19 protein-coding genes and 1 tRNA gene are annotated in these 23,563 nt (G+C 61.0%); 11 read left to right on the top strand and 9 right to left on the bottom strand.

The features are described 5' to 3' along the window. Positions 1-111 precede the first annotated feature (111 nt). The 3 genes from EI290_RS15675 to EI290_RS15665 all read right to left on the bottom strand — a co-directional run bounded on the left by EI290_RS15675 (position 112) and on the right by EI290_RS15665 (position 3,916). Positions 112-2,754 carry an MGH1-like glycoside hydrolase domain-containing protein gene (locus tag EI290_RS15675; RefSeq protein WP_125432316.1) on the bottom strand — a complete coding sequence of 881 codons (2,643 nt, stop codon included), beginning with the start codon at positions 2,752-2,754 and terminating at the stop codon, positions 112-114. 108 nt (positions 2,755-2,862) lie between these two features. Beyond that, on the bottom strand, positions 2,863-3,681 hold the full coding sequence (locus EI290_RS15670) for an SDR family oxidoreductase (RefSeq protein WP_125432314.1): 819 nt from the start codon (positions 3,679-3,681) through the stop codon (positions 2,863-2,865). A gap of 162 nt (positions 3,682-3,843) precedes the next feature. Continuing rightward, positions 3,844-3,916 (bottom strand) — tRNA-Lys (locus EI290_RS15665). A gap of 176 nt (positions 3,917-4,092) precedes the next feature. On the opposite strand from EI290_RS15665, the gene EI290_RS15660 reads away from it, so the two are divergent. Further along, positions 4,093-4,710: a hypothetical protein gene (locus tag EI290_RS15660; protein WP_125432312.1), complete on the top strand. Its 618-nt coding sequence runs from the start codon at positions 4,093-4,095 to the stop codon at positions 4,708-4,710. A 156-nt stretch (positions 4,711-4,866) separates the two neighbouring features. On the opposite strand, the gene EI290_RS15655 is transcribed toward EI290_RS15660, so the two are convergent. The 3 genes from EI290_RS15655 to EI290_RS15645 all read right to left on the bottom strand — a co-directional run bounded on the left by EI290_RS15655 (position 4,867) and on the right by EI290_RS15645 (position 7,526). Continuing rightward, the gene (locus EI290_RS15655) at positions 4,867-5,292 is read right to left on the bottom strand and encodes a luciferase domain-containing protein (RefSeq protein WP_125432310.1); all 426 of its coding nucleotides are present in this window, start codon (positions 5,290-5,292) and stop codon (positions 4,867-4,869) included. Between the two features lie 354 nt (positions 5,293-5,646). After that, a complete protein-coding gene (locus EI290_RS15650; protein ID WP_125432308.1) occupies positions 5,647-6,558 on the bottom strand; it encodes a helix-turn-helix domain-containing protein in 912 nt (303 codons plus the stop codon). Beyond that, the gene (locus EI290_RS15645) at positions 6,555-7,526 is read right to left on the bottom strand and encodes an NADP-dependent oxidoreductase (RefSeq protein WP_125432306.1); all 972 of its coding nucleotides are present in this window, start codon (positions 7,524-7,526) and stop codon (positions 6,555-6,557) included. The genes EI290_RS15650 and EI290_RS15645 overlap by 4 nt, the downstream gene beginning before the upstream one ends. 238 nt (positions 7,527-7,764) lie before the next feature. On the opposite strand from EI290_RS15645, the gene EI290_RS15640 reads away from it, so the two are divergent. Beyond that, positions 7,765-8,196 (top strand): (R)-mandelonitrile lyase, encoded by a 432-nt coding sequence (locus tag EI290_RS15640; protein ID WP_125432304.1) that lies wholly within the window; start codon positions 7,765-7,767, stop codon positions 8,194-8,196. A 76-nt stretch (positions 8,197-8,272) separates the two neighbouring features. On the opposite strand, the gene EI290_RS15635 is transcribed toward EI290_RS15640, so the two are convergent. From EI290_RS15635 to EI290_RS15625, 3 genes are all read right to left on the bottom strand, one after another. Continuing rightward, positions 8,273-8,761: an SDR family NAD(P)-dependent oxidoreductase gene (locus EI290_RS15635; RefSeq protein ID WP_125432302.1), complete on the bottom strand. Its 489-nt coding sequence runs from the start codon at positions 8,759-8,761 to the stop codon at positions 8,273-8,275. Positions 8,762-8,781: 20 nt separating this feature from the next. Beyond that, on the bottom strand, positions 8,782-9,537 hold the full coding sequence (locus EI290_RS15630) for a TerC family protein (protein ID WP_125432300.1): 756 nt from the start codon (positions 9,535-9,537) through the stop codon (positions 8,782-8,784). Positions 9,538-9,622: 85 nt separating this feature from the next. Next, positions 9,623-10,429 carry an SDR family oxidoreductase gene (locus EI290_RS15625; RefSeq protein ID WP_125432298.1) on the bottom strand — a complete coding sequence of 269 codons (807 nt, stop codon included), beginning with the start codon at positions 10,427-10,429 and terminating at the stop codon, positions 9,623-9,625. A 216-nt stretch (positions 10,430-10,645) separates the two neighbouring features. Here EI290_RS15625 and EI290_RS15620 point away from each other — a divergent pair, with 216 nt between their 5' ends. The 9 genes from EI290_RS15620 to EI290_RS15580 all read left to right on the top strand — a co-directional run bounded on the left by EI290_RS15620 (position 10,646) and on the right by EI290_RS15580 (position 23,423). Next, positions 10,646-12,889 carry a GEVED domain-containing protein gene (locus tag EI290_RS15620; RefSeq protein WP_125432296.1) on the top strand — a complete coding sequence of 748 codons (2,244 nt, stop codon included), beginning with the start codon at positions 10,646-10,648 and terminating at the stop codon, positions 12,887-12,889. 72 nt (positions 12,890-12,961) lie between these two features. Next, a complete protein-coding gene (locus tag EI290_RS15615) occupies positions 12,962-17,572 on the top strand; it encodes a T9SS type B sorting domain-containing protein (RefSeq protein WP_125432294.1) in 4,611 nt (1,536 codons plus the stop codon). A 94-nt stretch (positions 17,573-17,666) separates the two neighbouring features. Further along, positions 17,667-19,979 (top strand): erythromycin esterase family protein, encoded by a 2,313-nt coding sequence (locus EI290_RS15610; protein ID WP_185817025.1) that lies wholly within the window; start codon positions 17,667-17,669, stop codon positions 19,977-19,979. Positions 19,980-20,084: 105 nt separating this feature from the next. Next, entirely contained in the window at positions 20,085-21,494 is a 1,410-nt protein-coding gene (gene rlmD / locus EI290_RS15605; RefSeq protein WP_185817024.1) for a 23S rRNA (uracil(1939)-C(5))-methyltransferase RlmD, read from the top strand. An 8-nt stretch (positions 21,495-21,502) separates the two neighbouring features. After that, complete coding sequence (locus EI290_RS15600; RefSeq protein ID WP_125432290.1) at positions 21,503-21,871, top strand: hypothetical protein; 369 nt, start codon at positions 21,503-21,505, stop codon at positions 21,869-21,871. Between the two features lie 19 nt (positions 21,872-21,890). Further along, positions 21,891-22,250 (top strand): hypothetical protein, encoded by a 360-nt coding sequence (locus EI290_RS15595; RefSeq protein WP_125432288.1) that lies wholly within the window; start codon positions 21,891-21,893, stop codon positions 22,248-22,250. A gap of 48 nt (positions 22,251-22,298) precedes the next feature. After that, a complete protein-coding gene (locus EI290_RS15590; protein WP_221766269.1) occupies positions 22,299-22,832 on the top strand; it encodes a hypothetical protein in 534 nt (177 codons plus the stop codon). Between the two features lie 4 nt (positions 22,833-22,836). After that, positions 22,837-23,040, top strand: a complete 204-nt coding sequence (locus tag EI290_RS15585; protein WP_125432284.1) for a hypothetical protein — start codon at positions 22,837-22,839, stop codon at positions 23,038-23,040. Between the two features lie 8 nt (positions 23,041-23,048). After that, on the top strand, positions 23,049-23,423 hold the full coding sequence (locus EI290_RS15580; protein ID WP_125432282.1) for a hypothetical protein: 375 nt from the start codon (positions 23,049-23,051) through the stop codon (positions 23,421-23,423). Positions 23,424-23,563: the final 140 nt, after the last annotated feature.

The raw sequence follows: 23,563 nt of genomic DNA, 5'->3' as shown, positions 1-23,563 counted from the left end.
CAAATGTTGATAGTCGAGTACACGCTGGTATTGCCTAATCCTTTATCCTTTATCCTTTATCCTTCATCCTTCATCCTTCATCCTTCATCCTTTATCCTTTATCCATCATCCCTAATCCTGCTGGCGGGGCTGAAGGAGCTTGGCAATGAGGCCGGTCCAGCCGGTTTGGTGGCTGGCGCCGAGGCCGCAGCCGGTGTCGCCGTGGAAGTACTCGTGGAAGAGCAGGTAGTCGCGGAAGTGCGGGTCGGTTTGCAGCTGTCTGTCCTGGCCGAAGCAGGGCCGCTGGCCATCGGCATTCCGCAGAAACAGGTTGGTGAGCCGCTGCGTGAGGGCCTGCGAAATTTCCAGCAGCGTGCAGTAGCGGCCCGAGCCGGTCGGGTATTCCACCTTAAAATCGGGGCCGTAATAGTGGTAAAACCGTTGCAGCGACTCAATCAGCAGGAAGTTCATGGGCAGCCAGATGGGGCCGCGCCAGTTACTGTTGCCCCCGAACAGGGAAGTGGTCGATTCCCCGGGCTCATAGTCCACCACGGCATTTACGCCCTCCTCCCGCTGGAATACAAACGGGTGCTCCAGGTGGTAGCGCGACAACGCCCGGATGCCGTATTCCGACAGGAACTCGGCCTCATCCAGCATCCGGCGCAGCAGCAGCTTCATGCGGTGGCCGCGCAGCAGGCTCAGCAGGTGGCTCTGCCCCTTACCCGGCTCCTGCCAGCGGCTTACCAGGGCCGCCAGCTCGGGCCGGTGGTCCAGAAACCAGTTGAGCCGGTGCACAAAGCGGGGCACATCCTGCAGCGTATCCATATCCAGCACCTCCACCGCGCACAACGGAATCAGGCCTACCATGGAGCGGATGCGCAGTGGAAAGCGGCCGGTTGCGGGTGCGTTCAGCACATCGTAATAGAAACCGTCCTCATCATCCCACATGTCAATCCGCTGGTCGGCCATGTTGGTCATGGCGTGGGCAATGTAGAGGAAGTGCTCAAAAAACTTACTGGCCAGGTCCTGGTACACCGGGTTGGTGCGGGCCAGTTCCAGGGCAATGCGCATCATGTTGAGGGCAAACATGGCCACCCAGGCGGTACCATCGGCCTGCTCAATGTGGCCACCGGTAGGCAGCGGGGCGCTTCTATCGAACACCCCTATGTTATCGAGCCCCAAAAAGCCACCTTCGAACACGTTGCGGTTGTCCCGGTCTTTGCGGTTTACCCACCAGGTAAAATTGAGCAGCAGCCGGTGGAAAATACCTTCCAGAAAGGCCGTATCGGCCTGTCCCCGCTGCTTTTTCTCCATTTTGTACACCCGCCAGGTGGCCCAGGCGTGTACCGGCGGGTTCACATCCTCCAGCTTCCACTCATAGGCCGGCAGCTGGCCGTTGGGGTGCATGTACCAGTCGCGGCACAGCAGCTGCAGCTGGTTTTTGGCGAAGTCCACGTCAACCTGGGCCAGCGGAATGCAGTGAAATGCCAGGTCCCAGGCCGCGTACCACGGGTACTCCCACTTATCCGGCATGGAAATAATGTCGGCATTGTTGAGGTGGGGCCAGGTGTGGTTGCGGCTTTGCCAGCGGCTCGCGGGCGGGGGCGGCAGGGCCGGGTCGCCGCGCAGCCACTCAGCCACATCGTAGTAGTAAAACTGCTTGCTCCAGAGCATCCCGGCCAGGGCCTGCCGCTGCACGTTGCGCGCATCCGGACTATCAATACCGGTTTGCAGGGCCAGATAATAGGCGTCGGCCTCGGCCTTGCGTTGGTTGAGAATGGCCGCAAAATCGGCAAACGGCTCCGCAAGGCCCGCGGCGGCCAGCCGTACCCGCACCACTCTACTCTCGCCGGGCGGTACCGTAAGCTGGTAATGTACCGCCGCTTTGGTGCCCTGCCGGGCCGGGTTGATGGCTGCCGCCTGCCCATGCAGCAGGTAGTCGTTGATGCCGTCCTTGCAGAAGGCGGTGGAGTTGGTGGCCCCGTACAGGCGGCGGGCGTTGGTTTCGTTGTCGCAGAAGAGCAGCTCCGCCTCCAGCCCTTCGGGCTGCTCGTAGTACAGCTGCAAACCCGGCAAACTGCTGTGCTCCACCACAATGCTGCCCTTCGCGGGGGCGCTCAGCCGGGGCTGGTACGCAGCAGTACCCCAGGCCCAGGTATTGCGGAACCACAGCTGGGACAGTACGTGCAGCGGCGCTTCCTGGGCGCCGTGGTTGTGTACCGTTATCTGGAGCAGCAAGTCGTCGGGGCCGGCTTTGGCGTACTCCAGAAAGATGTCGAAGTACCGGTCTTCCCGGAAGATGCAGGTATCAGAAAGCTCAAACTCGGGCTTGTACCGGCCCCGGCGGGCGTTTTCCTGCACCAGCCAGTCGTAGGGAAAAGCGTGCTGCGGGTACTTGTAGAGCATCCGCATGTAGCTGTGGGTGGGCGTGTTGTCGAGGTAGTAGTACAGCTCCTTCACGTCCTCGCCGTGGTTGCCCTCGGGGCCGCTCAGCCCAAACAGCCGCTCTTTCAGAATAGCATCCTGTCCGTTCCAGAAGGCCGGGGCCAGGCACAGCAGCTGCTGATTGTCGCAGATGCCGCCAATGGCCTCCTCGCCCCAGCGGTAAGCGTAGCTGCGGGCCATGTCGTGGGTGGTATAGGTCCAGGGCTGAGAGTCGGCTGAGTAGTCCTCGCGGACGGTGCCCCACTGCCTATCCGATACGTAAGGTCCAAACCGGTGCCAGTCGGCCTTTCCCTCCCGCGCCGCCTGCTGCCGCTGCTGTTCTTCGGTCATATCTGTTTTTATAGAGTTGCTGGTTTCTGGTTGCTGGTTTCTAGTTGTTGGTACAGACTACCGCTGATAACCAGAAACCAGCAACCAGAAACCAGTAACTACCACCCATCATCCATTATCCGCGAAACCGGGGTACAGCGTCATGCCCCCATCGGCAAACAGAGTGGTGCCCGTCACGTAGTCCGACTCGTCGGAGGCCAGCCACACGGCTACTTTGCCAATATCGGCGGGCTCCCCGATGCGGCCGTAGGGAATGAGCGTGAGCAGGCTTTTCTCCTCCTCGGGCGTGTCGCGGGCCGTCAGGTTGATGGGCGTGGCAATGGCCCCCGGCCCGATGCTGTTCACGCGAATCCGCTGCGGAGCCAGCTCCTGGGCCATGCTTTTCATCAGCTGCATAATGCCGCCCTTGCTGGTAGCATAGTTGACGTGGCCGGCCCAGGGAATCACCTCGTGCACCGAGCTCATGCAGATAATTTTGCCGGTGGCCCGGGAAATTTCCGGCTGTGGCCCCCGGCGCACAAACTCCCGGGCGGCCTCCCGGGCACACAAAAACTGCCCCGTTAGGTTCACATTGATGACGTGCTGCCATTTTTCCAGCGACATATCCAGAAACGGCGAGTCGTCCTGAATGCCGCTGTTATTGATAAGAATGTGCAGCGTACCGCACTGCCGCCGAATCTCGTCGAACATGGCCAGCACCTCATCCTCCTTGCTCACGTCGGCGTGCACGGCAAAGGCTTTGCCCCCGGCGGCTTCTATCTTCTTTACTACTTCGGCGGCCCCATCGGGGCTGTGTGAGTAGTTTACAAACACCGTGGCTCCCTCAGCGGCCAGGGCTTCTGCCACGCCGGCCCCAATGCCGGAACTGCCGCCCGTTACCAGGGCAATCTGGTGGTGTAGTCGCTTTACAGATGCAGGAGTGGCCATACTGATGGAGAATGTGGTTTCTCTATCTAGACTGCCAACCCCAGGCTTTAGTTACATGAATTTATGATGAAGCATTGATAATCAAGTAGTAACAATAAAAAATAATTGAAATTACATGTATAGATAACAAAAAAGCCTCACCGGGAAGGCGAGGCTTTAAAGTGATTCCGCTGGGATTCGAACCCAGGACCCATACATTAAAAGTGTATTGCTCTACCAGCTGAGCTACAGAATCAGTTTCTTTGTACCAGTGGGCATTTCCCGCTGATTGTGGCACAAAAGTAGAGGCCCCAACCTAACCGTGCAACTGTTTTGCTGAAAAAAGCACTCCTTTTTTTTCTATTCCTACCGGTATTTTCCCAATCCGTTCAGGCCCAAAAAGTTAGTCCGGCCCTCCAAAAAGCCGATTCTTTGTTTCAGGCAGGCCAAGTAGAGCAGGCGTATCCGCTGTACCGGCAGGCTCGGGAGCAGGACCAGCAGCAGTCGGCCCGGCAGCTGCTGCGCATGGCCTACGTGCAGGAAGGCTTGGGGCATTATCCGGCGGCGCTGTACTACCTGAGCGTAGCGCAGGCCTGGCAGCCGCGCCAGGCTACCTGGCGCAAAATGGTGAGTCTGGCTCAGGAGCACCGCCTGACCGGCTACCCCGATACGTGGCGGCAGAACCTGCTGATTACGGTGCAGCGCTACTACTACCCGCTGCTACAGGGCCTGCTGATTCTGGCCGTGGTAGGCGGCACATTGCTGCTGATCCGGCGGCGCACCGCCGACCGGGCCTGGTGGGCCACTTACGCGGTATATCTGGTACTGACGGGGCTGTTTCTGAATGTACTGGCCCCCGGCCGGGTGGGACTGGTGGCCCGCCCCCGTGCCCCCCTGATGTCCGGCCCCAGCGCCGGCGCAGCCTGGCTGACTACCGCCGCCGCCGGGGACCGGTTTGAGGTGCGCGGGCAGCAGGATATCTGGTTTCGGGTGCAGTGGCAGGGTCGCGACGCCTACATTCGCCGGCCCGATCTGCTGGTGGTCGAGTAGCGCGGGCGGGTAGTTGCATTGGTTCGTTAGGGCAAATACGCCCACGTGTTACCGACCAGCCAGTGCTACCTTTTTATGCCTCGCTCCCCGCTTGCCACTGTTACTGCCCTGCCACCGCCCCCGAAACCCAGCTCCTTCCGGCAAAGTAAGCGGGTGTTAGTACTGTAACGCTACTATTTCCGCCACCAGTTCGGCCTCGGCACGGCCGCGCAGGCGCTGGTAGTTCCGCTCTAGCAGCCAGGTGGCGTGGGCCGCGTCGGCGGTAGTGCCTACCGAAAACTCCGTCCAACCCCGGTATGCGGCCCCGCCCCAGCGCAGCGGACGAGCCAGGCCACCCGCCACCAGTGCCTGACCCAAGGCGGCACTGGTGGCCAGATGCACCTCGCCGTTCAGATGAATGTGCCCCAGTTCTTCCTCGCCCACGTAAAAATCGATGCCGTCCACCACTTCGCCCACTCGGAACAAGTCCCAGTGAGCCGCGGCAATAACGCCTGCCCAGCCCTGAACGGCCTGGGAAACCGGTTCGAGTAGCGTACTTAGCGCCTGAGCAACAGCCAGGGGGCCTTTTTCGGAGAGTTTCATAATGGGCAGCTGTTAAGTGGATGAGTACGATATCCGAGGTGCGGACAACAGCCAGATGCTGGTTCCCCTGCTCTGATGATTCCGCAACGTGGATTAAGTAGTTATCGAACTGGTATTAGTGGGGTACTGTTTTCGTGAGGCCACTCGGTTTGCGGGGCCATGTGGCAAGCCGTACCGGACAATGTGGGGGGTAAGGCAACAAAACTCTGGTTGCAGTAAGCCTGCTGTTTAGTGCGAGTGAGTGTGTGTACGGTTGCTACACGTCAGGGCCAGCCACCACTCCATCATGCAGCACTCGTTGGACTGAAAACTGGGGTAGCGCAACCCCCCATCACTCAGCCCGCCAACTCTCCTTCAGGTAAAGGAAGCCCGGAATTCCAGGGGCGAGAGGCTGGTTTTGGTTTTGAACAGCTTACTGAACGATTGGAGGTGCTCGAACCCCAGCTCGTAGGCAATTTCGCTTACGGTGAGGGTGGTGGTGGAGAGCTTTTCCTTGGCCTTGGCAATCAGCCAGGCATGGATGTGCTGCTGGGTGGTTTGGCCGGTAGCCACGCGCAGCAGGCTGCTCAGGTACTTGGGCGAGAGGTGGAGTTGGTCGGCCACGTACTGCACGGTGGGCAGGCCTCTTTCGACTAGGGTAGCCTGGTTGAAATACGTTTCCAACAGGGTCTCCAGCCGGGCCAGCACCTCATGGTTGGCTTTTTCGCGGGTCAGGAACTGGCGGTGGTAGAATCGGTCGGCGTACTGCAACAGCCCATCAAGCTGCGCCACGATAATCTGCTTGCTGAACCGGTCGAGGTTGGCGCTGCACTCCTGGGCAATGGCGGCCACGATGCCCAGGATAGTATCTTCTTCCCGGGCCGAGAGAAACAGGCTTTCGGTGAGGGCATAGTCCCAGAAATCGTGCTGCTTGATGGTGGCCGCCAGGGGCGTGTTCCACAGGAAATCCGGGTGGATGTACACCACCCACCCGGATTTTTCTACGGCGGCGGCCGGGTCGGCGGCCGCCACGCTAAATACCTGGTTCGGTGCCATAAACGAGAGCACGCCTTCGTTGAAGTCGAACGAGTGCTGCCCGTACTGCGCCCGCACGTTGCGCATCCGCTTCACGGCAATAGAGTAAAATTCCAGCACCAGGCTGGTAGGCGGCTCGTCGTCGGCGCGGTGGGGCACGGTGCCCACGTCCACCACGCTCAACAGCGGGTGCGGGGGCGGGGGCATTTGCACGTACTCATGAAACGCGCTTATCGTGGCGAAGCGCTTCATGCCGGCTCGTCGTCTTTTCTTATTTCCAGCACCAGCTTACCACGCACGTGCCAGGTCTGGCTTTCGCGGTGGGCCTCAGCTACTTCGGCCAGCGGATACACTTTGCTGATGAACACCCGTACCTGACCGCCATCAATGAGCTGGGCCATTTCGGCCAGCCACTCCTGTCGGGGCTGGTTGGCGGCCAGCTCGCCGGTGGCTTTTTTGTGGGCCAGGGCCGCCTCCACGGCCTCGTCGAAGGGAAAATCGGTGTTGACGCTGACGAAAATGCCGCCTTCCTTCAGGAAAGCCACGGACTGCACCCGCACGGCATTGTCGCGCACTGGCGAGCATTCCAGCACCACGTCTACGTCGCGTACCAGCTGGGCCAGGTTTTCGCTCCGGTAGTCCAGGGCCTCATCAGCCCCCAGCTGGCGTACGTGCTCCAGGTTGCCGGCCGAGGCCAGCCCGATAACGTAGGCTCCTTTGGCTTTGGCAAACTGCACGGCCAGGCTGCCCACGCCGCCAGAGGCCCCCTGCACCAGTACGCGCTGCCCGGCCTGCACCTGGCCGTAGGCAAACAGGCCCGTCCAGGCCGTGAGGCCGGCCAGGGGCACGCCGGCCGCTTCGGTAAAGCCAAGGCTGGCGGGTTTGCGGGCAAACTGGCTGGCCTTGGCCACGCAGTATTCGGCGTAGCTGCCGTCGCCGGGGAAGTTGGGCACGCCGTATACGGCGTCGCTTTTTTGTAGCCCTGTCACGTGCTGGCCTACTTCCTCTACCACGCCGGCCGCGTCCCAACCCAGGGTCAGGGGCAACGTCAGGTAGTTTCGTAGCACGTTGCTGCCCTCCCGGATTACCCAATCGACAGGGTTGACGCCGCTGGCGTAGAGCTTGACCAGGATTTCGTCGGCTGCCGGCACCGGCCGGGCCACGTCTTCGAGCTGCATTACTTCGGGTCCGCCAAAGGCGTGGATTCTGACTGCTTTCATCTGCAATACGGGTTAGTTGCTGAACGCAACAAAGGTCAGCGGGGCCCGGCGGGCGGGCTTAGCCAAAACACGTTTTGGTGTAGGCAAAAGGAAGACGCTCCCGACCGATCCGTTCTATAAGTAAAAAAGCAGCTGCCCCGAAGTCAGCCGGCATTTCGGCTGAGCCAAACCGTGTTCAGGCTACACTGCCCGTTTGCGGCCGGCCGACCTTTGCCCCCATCCTTAACACCCCCAACCCATGCCAGCACTGAAAGTTTACCCGGCCGGTCACTTCCCCACCGTCCAGGCCCCCGAAAGCTCTTTTACGGGCGAGGTCGTTATCAGCAACTATTTCGAGCGCCCCGCTCCGAGCCGCCTGGTTAGCGCCACGGTTGATTTCGCGCCGGGAGCCCGCACGCCCTGGAAGGTGAACCCGCGGGGGCAAACGCTGCTGGTGCTCAGCGGCACCGGCTGGGCCCAGGCCGAGGGCGAAGACATCGTGGAAATACGGGCCGGCGACATGGTGTGGTGCCCGCCCGGGCAGCGGCACTGGGAAGGGGCCACGCCCACGCAGCCCATGACCTACCTGGCCATGCAGGAGTTCGAGAACGGACGCTCGGTGGAGTTCCAGGGAGCCGTCACGGACGAGGAGTACCTGCGGGGGCCGGCCGGAGCCGCACCCCGGCCCTGAAACCGGAAACGCTCCGCCCGGCCCCGACGCTTCACGCAGCGGACGACGGGGGCCGGGCGGGGCTATTTGCCAATGCTTACCAGGGAATCTCGCCGGTTTCGGGGTTATTCTCCTCGCTGAAGAACTTGCCGTTCGGGCCGTCCTCGCCGATGAGGGCGTACTTTACCAGGCGGGCTCCTGCCTCTTCCACCGTGCCGGTGCCGCAGTGGTTATTGAAGTTGGTGGCCGTAAAGCCCGGGTCCACGGCGTTGACTTTCACCTCCGTGTCGCGCAACTCGTAGGCCAGGATGATGGTGTACATATTCAGGGCCGCCTTCGAAGTGTAGTAGACGGCTCCTTTATTAGGATAGTACTTCCAGGTGGGGTCGGTGGGCAGGCTGAGCGAGGCCATACCCGAGCTGACGTTGACGATGCGCGGCTGCTCCGACTTTTGCAGTAAATCCAGGAAGGCCTGCGTGAGGGCGTGGATGATGACTTGCTTGAAGCCGGCCGAAGTATAGGAGTTGAGCAGCGTGGCCGCAGGCGAATTAACCTTGGACGAATGCACCCCAGGTATTTCATGCACGCAAGGTAAGCAGCACTACCTCACCGCTTCACCACCCGCCGCCGGAGCCAAGCCATAAGCAGGGGCACGGCAAATATGGCAACCGTCAGGATGGTGAGGCCAGCCTCGGCCGTCTCACTGCCCAGAAACTGGCTTACTGGGTGCCTGGGCAGAAAATGCTCCAGCAAGGAGAGTAGCAGCTTCAGGCCCAGAATACCGATGACGATGAAAGCCGCCGTTTCCAGAAACGGGTAGCGCCCCATCAGCAGCACGAAGGCCTGAGCCACCAGCCGCATGGCCAGGATACCGATAAACACCCCGGTACAAATCAGGATGAGATTATCCGTGAAGGCCACCACGGCAAACACGTTGTCGATGGAGAAGGCCAGGTCCATGAGCTCGATGAGGGCCACCGTAGCCCAAAACTGCCCAAAAGCGCCCAGCGTACGGCGGTAGAGCCAGTTTTGCTGTTTGTCCACATCCTCGCCTTCTCCCCTGGCCTTCGGACGGAAGTAATCGAAGGCCAGGTAGAGCAGATACAGCCCCCCCAGCGGCTTCAGAAACCAGATTTCGACCAGATAGGAAGCAAACAGAATGCAGATGCCCCGGAATACATACGCCCCGATAATGCCGTAGCGCAGGGCCTTCTGGCGCTGCTCCTTGGGCAGGTCACCGACCATGGTAGCCAGCACGGCTGCATTGTCCACCGAGAGCAGGCTTTCGATGATAATCAGGTTGCCGACGATGGCCAGGGCGGCCAGGGGATTATCGAGAATTTGCTGCAGGTGGCTATTCATGCACGCTGGGTAAGGGTGGAATACCGGCTGTTACGCAGTGCTCGGTAGGGTTGGACAGGCATAATGCGCCCCCGCAGAGCGGCTCCTACAACACAAAATCCGGCTCTTCCTTGCGGAAATGATTGAGTACGAGGGTATCGGCCAGGCCGGGCAGCCATTTGTTCAGAAAGACGGTGAGCTTGCCCTGGCGGGTAAGCACCAGGTCGCGGCGGCGCTGGCGCACGGCCTCCAGCAGGTGCTGGGCCACGGCCTCGCTGCTCATCATCTGCTGCTCGTTGCGCGGCGACTCGCCCTGCTGGGAGCCATCGGCGGCCAGGGCCACGTTGCGGATGTTGGATGCCGTAAAGCCCGGGCAAGCCAGCAATACGTGCACGCCCTGGGGCAGCAACTCCGTGCGCAACGCTTCCAGGAAGCCGTGCATGGCAAACTTGGAGGCCGAGTAGCCCGTGCGGCCCGGCAGCCCCCGGTAGCCAGCAATGCTGCTGATGCCCACGATGGAGCCCTTGCTCTGGGTGAGGTAGGGCAGGGCAAACTTAGTAGTGTATACCGTGCCGAAGAAGTTGGTTTGCATCAGCTGCCGGATGACATCGAGGCTGGCGTCGCGGAACAAGGCCCGCATACTGATGCCGGCGTTGTTGATGAGCACATCCAAGCGGCCAAACGCGGCAATGGTTTCGCGCACGGCACGCTCCGAATCGGCCTCCACGCCCACATCGGCGCGTACAGTGCGGTGCTGCACGCCCAGGCGGGCCAACTCGTGGGCCGTTTCCTGCAGCCGGGCCTCGTCGCGGCCGGTAATAACGACGCGGGCACCGGCCCGGCCAAACTCCAGGGCGGTAGCCCGGCCAATGCCGGAAGTACCACCCGTAATGAGAACTACTTTATCTTTCATACGCCGAAAAAAGCCTGAAGAATACCCCAAGGGCAAGAAGCAAAACTACGGGTATTTTCGGCAGACCATCGGCGGGAATTCCGGAATTGCCGATTTCCGGGGAGCTGATATTTTCCGCTGCTTTATATTGAATCCGCAGCCGAGAAAATTGTATTTTGCCTCGGCATACCGGTATCTTCGGCGCTTTCCTACCCTGGCCATTTATCTTGTTTTTGTATGAGTAAACCCTTACGTAGTGTGATGGGTGAGAAAGTGAGGATAGCAACCGGTTTGCTGGCGTTGGCCCTGCCGCTGTTTTCACTGACAACAACCGCCCAAACCTGCCCGCCTGCTCCCAGCGCCTGCACCCCAGGCGGAGCTCCGGCGGCTAACTATCCCTACGCCATGGGGATTTTCAACGTAACGCTGGGCACCATCAACAATACCACTGCCGGCGTGCAGGATGGCTACCGTGACTATGCCTGCCTGGTAAATCCGGCTACCCTGACCATTGGCGTGGACGCTCCTATCAGCATTCGGACCAATGCCAACGCCGACGAGAACGTGCGCGTGTGGGCCGATCTGAACAATGATGGCACGTTTAGTCCGAGTACAGAACTCATATTCAGCTCCAATGCCAAACGCCAGCACACGGGCACCGTACGGCTGCCTATTGGCACCGTTACGGGTGTGCGCCTGCGCCTGCGCGTGGCCGCCGATTACGTAAACGCCTCCGTGCCGGCCCCGTGCTCCACGCCGCAATACTCCCAAACCGAGGACTACGCCGTTGTGGCCGCGGCCAGCGTGCAGGCCCCAGTAGCTGATTTTGGGGCCGACCAGACGCGCACCTGCTCGGGCACGGTACAATTCACCGATCAGAGCCAGAACGGGCCCACCAGCTGGTTATGGAATTTTGGGGACGGTACTACCAGCATTCTGCAGAACCCCAGCCACCGCTACACCACCGCCGGCACGTTTACCGTGTCATTGACGGCGGCCAACAGCGTGGGCAGCAACACCAAAACTCGCACCTCCTACATTACCTACGACAACGTGGTGCCGGTGGCCGCTACCTGCACGCCCGCCACGGCGGCCTACTGCTGCGGCTACGGCATCACGCAGTTTGCCCTGGGATCTTTCACGCAAACCTCCGCTAACGGGCAGGCGGGCTACGAGGACTTTACCTGCACGGGCAAACTGGAGGTGATGGCCGGCGGGCGGTATTCGCTGAGCCTGCTCACCGGCCCCAGCAACCCCCAGGATACCCGTATCTGGCTGGATGTGAACAACGACGGTACGTTTGCGGCTACCGAGCAGGTGTTTCAGGCTCTGAACACGACCAACCCCAGCGGCACGTTTGTGGTGCCGGCTGCTGCCCCACTCAACCAGCCGCTGCGCCTGCGCGTGGCTTCTGATTACGTGGGCTCGGCGTTTACCGCCTGCGGGGGCATTCAGTACGGACAGGCCGAAGACTATACCGTGACGGTGCGGCCTAACACCCTGCCCCCGGTGGCCAACTTCACCTCCGACTACGTGGCGGGTACCTGCCAGACCCGCATTCAGTTCACGGATGCCAGCCAGAACGTGCCCACCAGCTGGCTGTGGAATTTCGGGGATGGGGCCACCAGCACCCAGCAGAATCCCAGCCATACCTACGCCGCCACGGGCTCCTACACCGTTACCCTCACGGCCACCAACGCCTTCGGCTCCAACACTGTCACCCGCTCCAATGCCATCGTCGTGACGGTGCCCTGCCTGCGCTACTGCGCCGTTACCGGCGACAATGCGGCCTTCTGGATTACCAACGTTAGCCTAACCACCCCGCAGACTACCACGTTTACCAATGCCTCCGGGGCCGATGCCAATGGCTACGGCAATTACGCCGGCCGCGTGATGACTATGCGCCAGGGCCTGACTTCCGGCCTCACCGTGACAACTAATGCCACCTTTCAGCGGGTTACTACCGTGTGGGTCGACTGGAACCGGGACGGCGTTTTTGGCACCACTGAGCTGGTTTCTAACCAGATTACCTTCAACCCGGCTGGTATTGTCATTGCTGTGCCCTCGGCCCAGAGTGTCGTGGGCTTCACCCGTATGCGCATCATTGTTCGCCTGAACAACAATGCGCCCTATTCCTGCTCCACCACGGCCCAGCCCAGCACCGAAATTGAGGACTACAGCGTGCAGGTAGTGCCGGCCACGGCAACGCTGGAGGCGAAGTCTCTGCCAGCTCTCACGGTATTTCCCAACCCGACGGCCGATGGGCAGCTGCACCTGCGCCTGGCCGATGCCAGCGCTGCCGACACGTACCAGGTGGAAGTGGAAAATACCCTGGGAGCCTGCCTGTACCGGGGCCAGCTGCGCCTGGGAGCCACCGCCGACGCCAGCCTGGACCTGAGCCAGCTGCCGCGCGGCCTCTACGTGCTCCGCCTGCAGGGTAGCCGGGGCCAAAGCGCCGTGCGGCGGATTCTGCGCGACTAAGTTCTACCTGTACAAAATCATGTACCGACGGTGGGCCTAGCCCACTGCCACTCCCCTTTTTTACCTCATTCTATGCGCACACCCCTACTGCGTACGTGTTTGTTGCTACTCATCATTCTGCTGGCCGGAGCCCGTCCGGCGGCAGCTACCCACCTGCTGGGCGGCGAGATGAACTATAAATACCTGGATGCCAATGGCCCGAGTAGCGCCCCGTTCCGCTACCAGGTAACGGTGCTGGTGTACCTGAATAAAGAAGCCGGCTCGGCGGCCCCCGACGGCCGCCCCACGGTCGACATTGTGTTCTACAATAAGTCGCAGGGTGGGACGCGCATTCTGAACGTCACGGTGCCCCGTACCAGCTTCGCCGAAATTACGCCCCCCTCGCCCGGGGGCTGTACGCTCCCGAACAGCCAGCCCCCGCGCGTGACGCTGGCCAAGTACGTTACCATCGTGAACCTGCCGCTGTCGTTTGACGGCTACTACGCCGTGTACACCGACACGGCCCGCAACGTGGACGTTACCAACCTCTCCAACCCCGGCGGCACCAACATGACGCTGTACACGGATATGGCCCCGCCCCTGCTGCCAAATACGTCCCCGGTTTTCTCGGACACGGCCGTGGCTGTTATCTGCCAGGGCGACACCAGCATCATCATCAACAACGCTTATGATGCCGACGGGGACCGGCTGATTTATTCCTTCGGCACGCCGTATCAGGGGCAGGCACCGTTTGGTGCCTTTACTCCCCCGCCCCCACTGGTAAACTACGCCAGCGGCTACAGCGTAACCCGACCGTTTGGGCAGGGTACGGGCAGCTACGCGGCCCTGAACGCCAGCACCGGCCTGAGCTACTACGCGGCCCCCATTCAGGGCAAGTTTGTGGTGGCCGTGGATGTGAAGGAATACCGCACCATTAACGGCCGCGAGGTGCTGGTGGGCACCACCCGCCGGGATATTCAGCTGGTATCGAGGCCCTGCCAGCCCAACCAGGCTCCGGTATTCACGCCGCCTTCGGTGGTGGTGAAGGACTACACGGTGGAAGAAGGTCGCTCCATCAATTTCAGCGTAACCTCTACTGACCCCGAGGGCCAGTCGTTGACGATGAAGGTGAATAGTGCGCTGCTGGATGGGACCGGCCCGTTTGATTTCAGCATCAATGGCAACCAAGGCACCGTGCCTGCAGGCAGCCCCACGGGTAGCGCCAACGTAACGGCTACGGGCAGCGTCACGGGCAACTTCGTATTCAATACCCGCTGCGGCAACGCCCGCGCTACGCCCTACGACGTGGTGGTGACGGTAAGCGACAATACCTGCGGCAGCAAGAGCATTTCGGAGGTATTCCGTATTACGGTAACCCGGGCAGCCGGCCCCAACCGGATTCTGGGCGACACTATCGTGTGCGACCGGACCCAGGCTCTCACGTACACCGCCGCCGGCCCCACGGCCAGCTCCTACCAGTGGAAAGTACAGGGCGGCACCATTCAGGGCTCGGCCACGACCAGCACGGTACGGGTAGTGTGGGGCGCGGCGGGCACGGGCCGCCTGTCGTTGCGCGGGGTTTCCAGCCTGGGCTGCCCCACCGACTCAGTAGCCCGCACTGTGGATGTGCGCAACGCGGCCGTGCTGACTGTCAGCCCCAACGTGAGCATCTGCCCGGGAGCCAGCACCACGCTCACGGCCGGCGGGGGCCAGAACTATGCCTGGACCAGCAGCAGCGGCCAGACCTTTACCGGCGCCAGTATTACGGTTGCCCCGGCCCAGACCACTACCTACACCGTGCTGACCACGGACGGCACCTGCACCTCCAGCAAACAGGTAACAGTGACTGTTAATCCGGCGGCTGTGGCCAACGCCGGCCCGGCCCAGACCACCTGCTCCGGCGTGCCGGTTACGCTAGGCTCGGCCGCCCTGACGGGCTACACCTACCAGTGGGCCCCGGCTACCGGCCTGAGTAGCGCGGCCACGGCTCAGCCCGTATTCACCCTTACCAACACTACCACCGCCGCCCAAACCTACTCCTACACCCTCACGGCCACCACGGCCCAGGGCTGCGTGGCCACCAGCACAGTAACGGTAACTGTTAATCCCGCCGCCATAGCCAATGCCGGCACCGACCGGGCGGTTTGCTCGAACACAGCCCTTACGCTGGGTACCTCGGCTCTGACGGGGTATACTTATCAGTGGAGCCCGGCTACCGGCCTGAGCAGCAGCACGGCCGCCCAGCCGGTCCTCACGCTCAGCAACACCGGCTCCGGCCCGCAGATTTTTAACTACGTAGTAACGGCCACCACGGCCCAGGGCTGTGTGAGCCGGGATACGGTGCGCGTTACCATCAACCCGACGGCCGTGGCCAACGCGGGCAGCAACCGGGCCGTGTGCTCTGCGGAAAGCACCGTACTGGGCGCGGCTGCCCTGACGGGCTACACCTACCAGTGGGCGCCGGCTACCGGCCTGAGCAGCAGCACGGCCGCTCAGCCCACTTTCAGCCAAGTAAATACCGGCACCACGCCCCAAACCTACACCTACACCCTCACGGCTACCACGGCCCAGGGCTGTACCAGCACCAGCACCGTTACGATTACCGTAAACCCGGCCTCCGTGGCCAATGCCGGTCCCGATGCCGCCCTGTGTGACAAGAAACAGGTAACCATAGGCACTACGGCGCTGGCGGGCTACACTTACCAGTGGAGCCCAGCCACCAACCTGAGCAGCGCCACCACTGCCCGCCCGGTGTTTACGGCCCGCAACGCAACCCAGTCGCCCATTACGCTGACCTATGTGGTAACGGCTACTACCGGCCTGGGCTGCGCCTCCCGCGACACGGTACGCCTCACCGTGAATCCTCGGCCCCTGCCCGACAGCATTCAGGGTTCGGTATCGGTGTGCCCCACGGTGCAGGGCGTGACCTACAGCATCCGCAACCCGCGTAATACGGCCTACCAGTGGCAGGTAGCGGGCGGCACTATTACCAGCGGCCAGGGTACACCCAGCATCACCGTGAACTGGGGCGGGGCCACGGCTGCGGCCTCCGTAAAAGCCTTCCAGCTGAACTCCTTCGGCTGCTCCTCGGATACGGTAACGCTGCCGGTTCGCGTGAATCAGCTGCTCTCGACGCCCCGCCCGACGGGGCCGCTACAGGTGTGCCAGAACGCCGGCCCCTTCACCTACCAGACTCAGTACACCAACGGCTCAGTGTATGCCTGGCAGATTATCGGCGGTACCCAGGTGAGCACCAACCAGGCCTCGGTGCAGGTGAACTGGACGCGCACCGGGCTGGTGAAGCTCGTCGTGACGGAATCCAGCAACCCGGCCGGCGGCATCTGCCGGGGCACCAGTGACACGCTGTACGTGAACGTACTACCGGCCCCGGCGGCCAACCTGGCCATCAGTGGTCCCGCCCGGGTATGCGCCGGCTCCGGTAATGTGGTCTTCTCGCTGCCGGGTGCGGCCGGCTCCAGCTACGCCTTCACCCTGAACGGCGCTACCGTGGCCGGCACCGGCAACACCCTGACGGTGCCCGTACCGGCGGCCAGTGCAACGCCCTACACCGTTACCATCCGGGAAACCAACGCCAGCGGCTGCGTAGGCCAGCCTTACACCAAAACCTTCCTGGTGGTGCCGCCCCTGGCCGTTACCGGCCCGCCCAGCTACTGCCCCGAAGCCCGTACCGGCCTCTCCTACTCGGCTTCGGCCTTGGCCGGGGGGCAGTACCAGTGGACAATTACCGGCGGCACCATTACGGCAGGTCAGGGCACCGGCACGGTAACGGTTGATATACCGGCCGGCTCCGCCACCGCTACCCTCAGCGTAACGGAAACCACCAGCCAGAGCTGCGCGGCCACCTTCACCATCCGCCCTGATAACGCTGCCGTGCAGCTGAACACGGCCTCAGTGGAGGCCGCCGCCCAGGACCGCAGCATCACGCTGGCCCTGCAGGTGCCCGGCAACAGCGGCAACGGCAACCGGGTACAGATTCTGCGCCGCGACGCCGGCAGCACCGGCGCCTACACCACCGTGGGCACCGTGGCCAACTCGGCTACCGCCTTCACCGATACGGGCGTGGAGGCCGACCGCAAGGCCTATCAGTACCAACTCAACCTGACCAACGCCTGCGGCACCGTGCTCAGCAGCCAAACCCACACCACCATCCTCACCACCGCCACGGCCACCCAGAGCACCGGGGGCCGCAACGTGGGCCAGGTGCAGGTGAGCTGGAGTGCCTACCAGGGCTTCGCGGTGAAGGAATACCGCGTGAGCCGGGTGGCCGACAATGGCGCGGCCGAGCTGGTGGGTACCGTGGCCGGCTCGGTGCTGCGCCTGGAGCTGCCCACCAGCACGGCCGGCTTTGCCCAGTGCTTCCGGGTGCAGGCCGTCAGCACCGACGCCACGCCCCGCACCTCGGCCTCCAACGACGCCTGCGTGACCTTCGAGAACAAGCTGGACTTCTACAACATCATCACCCCCAACGGCGACGGTAAAAACGACGTGCTAGTTATCGACAACGTGGCCCTCTACCCGCGCAACACGCTCACCATCTTCTCCCGCTGGGGCAAGCAGGTGTACCAGACCCGCAACTACCGCAACGACTACGGCGGCCAGGAGCAGGCCCAGGGCATGTACTACTACCTCTTCCAGCTCGAAGACGGTACCAGCTACAAGGGCTGGTTTGAAATTGTGCGCTGAGTAATACTACCCAGTAGCAAAAGGCCGTTCGGACTATCCGGACGGCCTTTTATTTTCCTTTCTGCCATACTCTATGCGCTGCCTATACCTTCTCTTGTTCCTTATCTTAGGCCCGGCCATCGGATGTGCCCAGGCCCGGCTCAACCTCAGTTTTGAACCCGAATCCAACCAGCTTCAGCCCTTGCTGTTGTGGAATACCCGGGTTCCGGCCTTATCGGCGCGCGGGCTGCGGCTGGATACCCTCACCAAAGCCGCCAGCGGCCGGGGCAGCCTACTGCTGGATTTGAGTGCGGCCGAGGAGCCCGTGGGCGGGGCTATATATACCAGTATTCTACCCGTAGACTCTATGCGCGGGCAAACGGTTACCATCAGCGGGCAGCTTCGCACGCAGAATTTCACCGGCAAGGCCTTTCTGTACGCCCATGCCCAATCGGCCACAGCCGGCGAAAACCTGGCCAGCCACGACGACTTCACGACCCCAGCACTGCCGCCCAACTCGGAGTGGCGGCGCGTACAGATTCAGCTGCCGGTGCCGGCCGGGGCCACCGGTTTGCTGCTGGGCATGCGGTTTCTGGGCCAGGGGCGCGTGTGGCTGGATGATGTTCGAGTAGAATGGGGTCCCGGTCAACGCTACCATGACCAACTGCTGCCCGGCACCGAGCCGCTGCTGCTCAGCCCCACCGTCCGACGCCCTAACTGGGACTTCGAGCGACCCTCTGCCGCTCTGCCCGACCCGCGCTACCGTGCCCAACCTGACTCCATAGGGCCCGCCCACGGCCGGTACAGTCGGCGGCTGGAAGCCGGCCGCGCAGGTGCCCCCATCTATGCCTATCTAGGCCAGGCCCCGCTGGACTCGAGCCTGCGCGGCAAAACGCTGGTAGTACAGGGCCAGCTGCGGTACGCGGCGGCGCCGGTCCCCGCGCTGTACTACACCCTGCTGGCCGAAAGCAATGGTCCGGCAGGCCGGCGCGGCGGCCGGGGCCCCCTGCAGGAGCTGCCCCTGAACATCACCCCAGCCCAGGCTGGCGCCGGCTGGCAGCCGTTTCGGGTAGAAGTGCCGACCACTTGGAATGCCTACTACACGCAACTGGTGCTGGGGTTGCGCCTGGGGGGCACGGAGCCGGTTTGGGTGGATAATGTGCAGCTGCTGGTAGACGGCAAGCCCTATGCCTTTCCCCCCGACCCCGCCGCCCCACCCCTGCCCACGGCGGCGGAGCTGGCCTGGCTCCGGCAGGCTGCCGTGCCATTGCGCACCGCTCAGCCCGATGCCGGCGACACCAAAGATCTGACTGCACTGGGCACCCTGGTTGGCAAAGCGCAGGTTATCGGGCTGGGCGAAATGACCTACGGCTCCCGGGAAATTGCCCAGCTTCGTCACCGTTTGCTCCGCTACCTTATTGAGCAGAAAGGCCTGCGCACTGTGGCGTTGGAGGCCGATGCCGCCGCCTGCCTTGCCCTGAACAGCTACCTGCAGACCGGCCAAGGTACTCCACGCCAGCTGGTGCAGGCCCTGGGCACCTATAGCTCCCCCGAAACCCTGGCCTTGATACAGTGGCTGCGCGCTTATAATGAGCGCGCCACTATTAAGGTGCAGGTGTGGGGGCTGGAGTGCCAACAACCAGCTGCCCTTACTGCCTTTCTGCGCGAAATGCTGCCCGAACGTGCTACCACTTTACGGAATTGGTTAGATGAACTGGGCCGCCAGCTGCAACAACTGCCCGCTGCTGACATCCGCCTGAATCCCTACACCGAACCCGGCAAAACTGATACGCGGCTCACAACAGTGCGGGCTACACTGCAGCGGGTCCGTATGGCTTTGAATGAGCAAAACCGCCTGAGCGGCAGCCTGCTTCTGCCCGAGGTCGACCTGCAACGTCAGTTGCTATTGTTGCTGGAGCAGTTTGTCGGCCAGCATACTCTCGACCCCGATCTAAGCGGCACCTACCGCGCCAACGCCCTGGCCGAAAATATCCATTGGCTGCACCAGCAGGCTGGCGGGAGGCAACTGGCGGTACTGGCCCACAATTCGGTGCTGGCCGCTACCGATGGCAGCGGTCAGCGGCTGCGAGCCACCTACGGCTCCGGCTACGTGGCGCTGGGCATGGTCTTCAACACCGGGACTTTCCGCACAATGGATGGTAACGCAGGATTCCGCACAGCCGTAGCAGCGGCTGCCGGGCCGGGCAGCTACGAGCACTATTTCCAGGCGGCGCGGCTGCCCCTCTCCTACCTTAACCTACGCTCCGCCGACCTTTCAGCCGGCACCCAGTGGCTATACCAAAATCTGCTGCTACGTGATGTGGGCCACGCACTGCCCTTAACCCAATTTCTGCGCCACGACTTGCGCCGGGAGTTTGACGCCGTTTTGTTCCTGCCATCTACCACAGCCCTCCCGCCGCTACCGTAGCCCTTTACAAAAATTGTCCGGGCGTTCCGAATGGCCTGAACAATCGTCCACAAAATCCGGAGAGTCCACGGAAAATCCGTGAAATCAGTGGTTACCTTTGCTGCCGTGAGGAAATCAGTAAAAAACATTCCGGCGGAACTGCTCCGCGAAGTCGAAATTACCGACATGGTGGCCGAGGGCAAGTGCCTGGTGCGCCGCGAAAACCTAGTCATCTTTGTCACGCAGGTGGCCCCCGGCGACGTGGTGGATCTGCGCGTGACCAAGGCCAAAAAGAACTTCCTGGAGGCCGTACCCACGAAGTTTCATAAGTATTCGGAGCTGCGCGTGACGCCGTTTTGTGAGCATTTTGGCACCTGCGGGGGCTGCAAGTGGCAGCACCTGGGCTACGAAACCCAGCTCCGGTTCAAGCACCAGCAGGTGGCCGACACCTTGCAGCGCATCGGCAAGGTAGCCCTGCCCGAAATCCTGCCGATTCAGCCCAGCCCCGACCAGACCTACTACCGCAACAAGCTCGAATACACGTTCAGCCACAACGGCTGGCTCACCAACGAGCAGATTGCCAGCGGCCACAACTACGAGCGGCGCGTGCTGGGCTTCCACACTCCCGCCCGCTTCGATAAGATCCTTGATATCAACCACTGCTGGCTGCAGCCCGACCCCAGCAACCAGATTCGGCTGGCCGTGCGCGACTACGCCCTGGCGCACGACCTACCCTTCAACAACTTAGTCACGCAGGAGGGCTTTCTGCGCAACCTCATCATCCGGACAGCCAACACCGGCGACCTGATGGTGATTCTGCAGTGCTACTACGCCCACGACGCGCTGCTGCCGCTGCTGGATTTCCTGGCCGAGCGGTTCCCGCAAATCACCTCCCTCAACTACGTGCTCAACGACAAGGGCAACGAAACCTTCCACGACTTGGAGGTGGTGTGCTACCGGGGCGAGCCGCACATTCACGAGGAAATGGAAGGCCTACGCTTCCGCGTCGGCCCGAAATCCTTCTACCAGACCAACTCCGAGGGCGCCCACAACCTCTACAAAATCACCCGCGACTTCGCCCAGCTCACCGGCTCGGAGCTGGTGTATGACCTCTACACCGGGGCCGGCACCATCGCCAACTTCGTAGCCCGGCAGGCTAAGCACGTCGTGGGCGTGGAGTATGTAGAATCGGCCGTGAAGGACGCCTACATCAACTCCGAAATCAACGGCACCACCAACACCGAGTTCTACGCCGGCGACATGAAGGACGTGCTCAACGCCGAGTTCATTGCCAGGCACGGCCGCCCCGATGTCGTCATCACCGACCCGCCCCGCGCCGGCATGCACCCCGACGTAGTGGCCCGCCTGCTCGAAATGCGCGCCCCCCGCATCGTGTACGTCAGCTGCAACCCCGGCACCCAGGCCCGGGATTTGGAGCTGCTGGATGAGGCGTATAAAGTGGTAAAAGTGCAGCCGGTGGATATGTTCCCGCACACCCATCACGTGGAGAATGTGGTGCTGCTGGAGCTGCGGTAGAAACTTATATGGCTGCCAAAGAACAAATACATATTATCTGGCAGAATCAGGAAATCGGAACCCTTCTACATCCGGTGCCAGATATGTGGTATCTGGAAGGTTCCTGGGTTAGCAATAACAGTGTAGTTGCTGATTCCTTTGAGTCAGCAGCTAGAGCGCTGAATGAAAGAGCAGCCTTCAACAATTTAAAGGAGGGGATTGAGGTTTTATTACAGGATCATAAAGGCAGTCAGACACTCGCCATTGTTATTTCCTTAACTGACCCACATACGCTATTCCTACGAAGAATAAACAGCAGCTTACATGACGTATCGGCTAAGTCAACTGGAAATATTTTCAGTTTAATTCTTCGAAAAATCACTGCCTTGTTAACCTAAATGCAGTAATACGCTGAATATGGAATACACCAACAACCCCGAACTGAACGCTTCCGCCACGTACCAGTTCTGGTGTTGGAAGCATAAGCTTCAGGGAGTGATGCAGTTGCTTTCACTGCTTTCTGGTTATGTCTATTCCGAAGCAGATGCGGATACCGTGGCTTATGGGTTACACCCTACAAATGCCGATAAACATCAATCTTTCGAGTATGACCTCACTTCTACCCACGGCCAGTGTAGGGTGATACTTGCCTTAGATGAGAATAACCGGGACATTGTCTTTGTCGCAACCATTGCTTCAACTGCTTTACAGGAGCGAATACAGTTTCTTGCGCGTCTGCAGGAGTTACTGAAAACAATCGAGGTTGACTTTACCTAAGATGGACTACACCAACGCCCCCGAACTGAACGGCAAAACCTATCCATCGTGAACCGTAAGCACACTACGTTTCAGGAGCGAATTGATAAGCTTACCCGATCCATCGAAAACGCACAAACTGGCGAGTCTTTCCCGACACAGGTGCGGCCACTCAGTGCGCCAGAGGCACGCAAGCTGATGGGGAAAGGCTGGGCGTTTGATTGGGCGCAGGAAGTGCGACAAAGCAGCCGTCGAGTATATCAGTTGAATACAGTTGCCAATCCGCGTATCATTCACGGTCTTATTAGCCTCGAAGCTAAGCCCGGCCACGTATTTATGCATTTAGTCGAAAGTGCGACTTTCAACAAAGGCAAAAACAAAGTATATCTAGGCGTGCTTGGCAATTTGGTAGCTTACGCCTGCAGGTGGTCGTTTGAGTTGGGCTGTGACGGCTTTGTTAGCTTCGACAGCAAAAGCACGCTCAAAGCACACTACGTGCAAGTGCTGGGTGCCAGTGAATTGGGCGGCCTGCGGATGTATGTGGGAACCCCGGCTGCGGCAGCCCTCGTTACACAGTATTACCCCGACTTTTTCACAACTTAGCCACATGGTTACTACTGCAAAGCGTCGTCGGAAACTGGGCATCGAGCCACCGGCCATTGACCTGACACCTATTGCTTCGCACCCTTACACGGAAGTGGAAGCCCAGGAAATAACGGCTTTTTTTCAGCAGAAAAAGATCGAAAACGACAAGCTGCCGCAGATACTTGCGTTGCGTGAGGCAGTAAGCCGTCGGCAGAAAAATAAATAATACCTCCTTTGGACTACACCAACGACCCTGAACTGAACGGCAAATACCTCGGCACCATCACCAAGGACTTTGCCACCGTTGCCGATACGCTGAGCGAGGCTTCCTCCCAGATACGTAAGCGGGATATTTCCAAGTACCCGATTTTTGTGTTTGCCCGCCAGGAGGTGCCGCTGGGCGGCCTGCTCATCAACGCCGACGAGCTGAACCTGGAGTGGCACGTGTTTGCCAGCTACCTGGAGCTGTTCGTGCAGCAGGGCATTATCAGCCCCGATGGCATCGAAGCCTTCCAAAGTACCTACCGCGACGCCGACGAATACTGCTGCCTGTTCGTGCTCGACGAGGAGTTTACCAACTTCGTCTACATCCCCTACCCGGAGGACTAGCGTCAATTAAAAATTTGGCGGTGGTCTAAATCGTGGTTTTGCTATCTTGTGTGATGCTACAGACTACCCTTACCTGTGCTAAATGTGGGAGCACAGCCTTGCGCAAAAATGGGCATAGCCACGGCCACGCCAAGTATTTG

It is taken from the genome of Hymenobacter metallilatus, from assembly GCF_003944705.1.
GTDB lineage: Bacteria > Bacteroidota > Bacteroidia > Cytophagales > Hymenobacteraceae > Hymenobacter > Hymenobacter metallilatus.
Note: the sequence above shows the minus strand (reverse complement) of the source record. Positions and strands in the feature narration are given on the sequence as shown.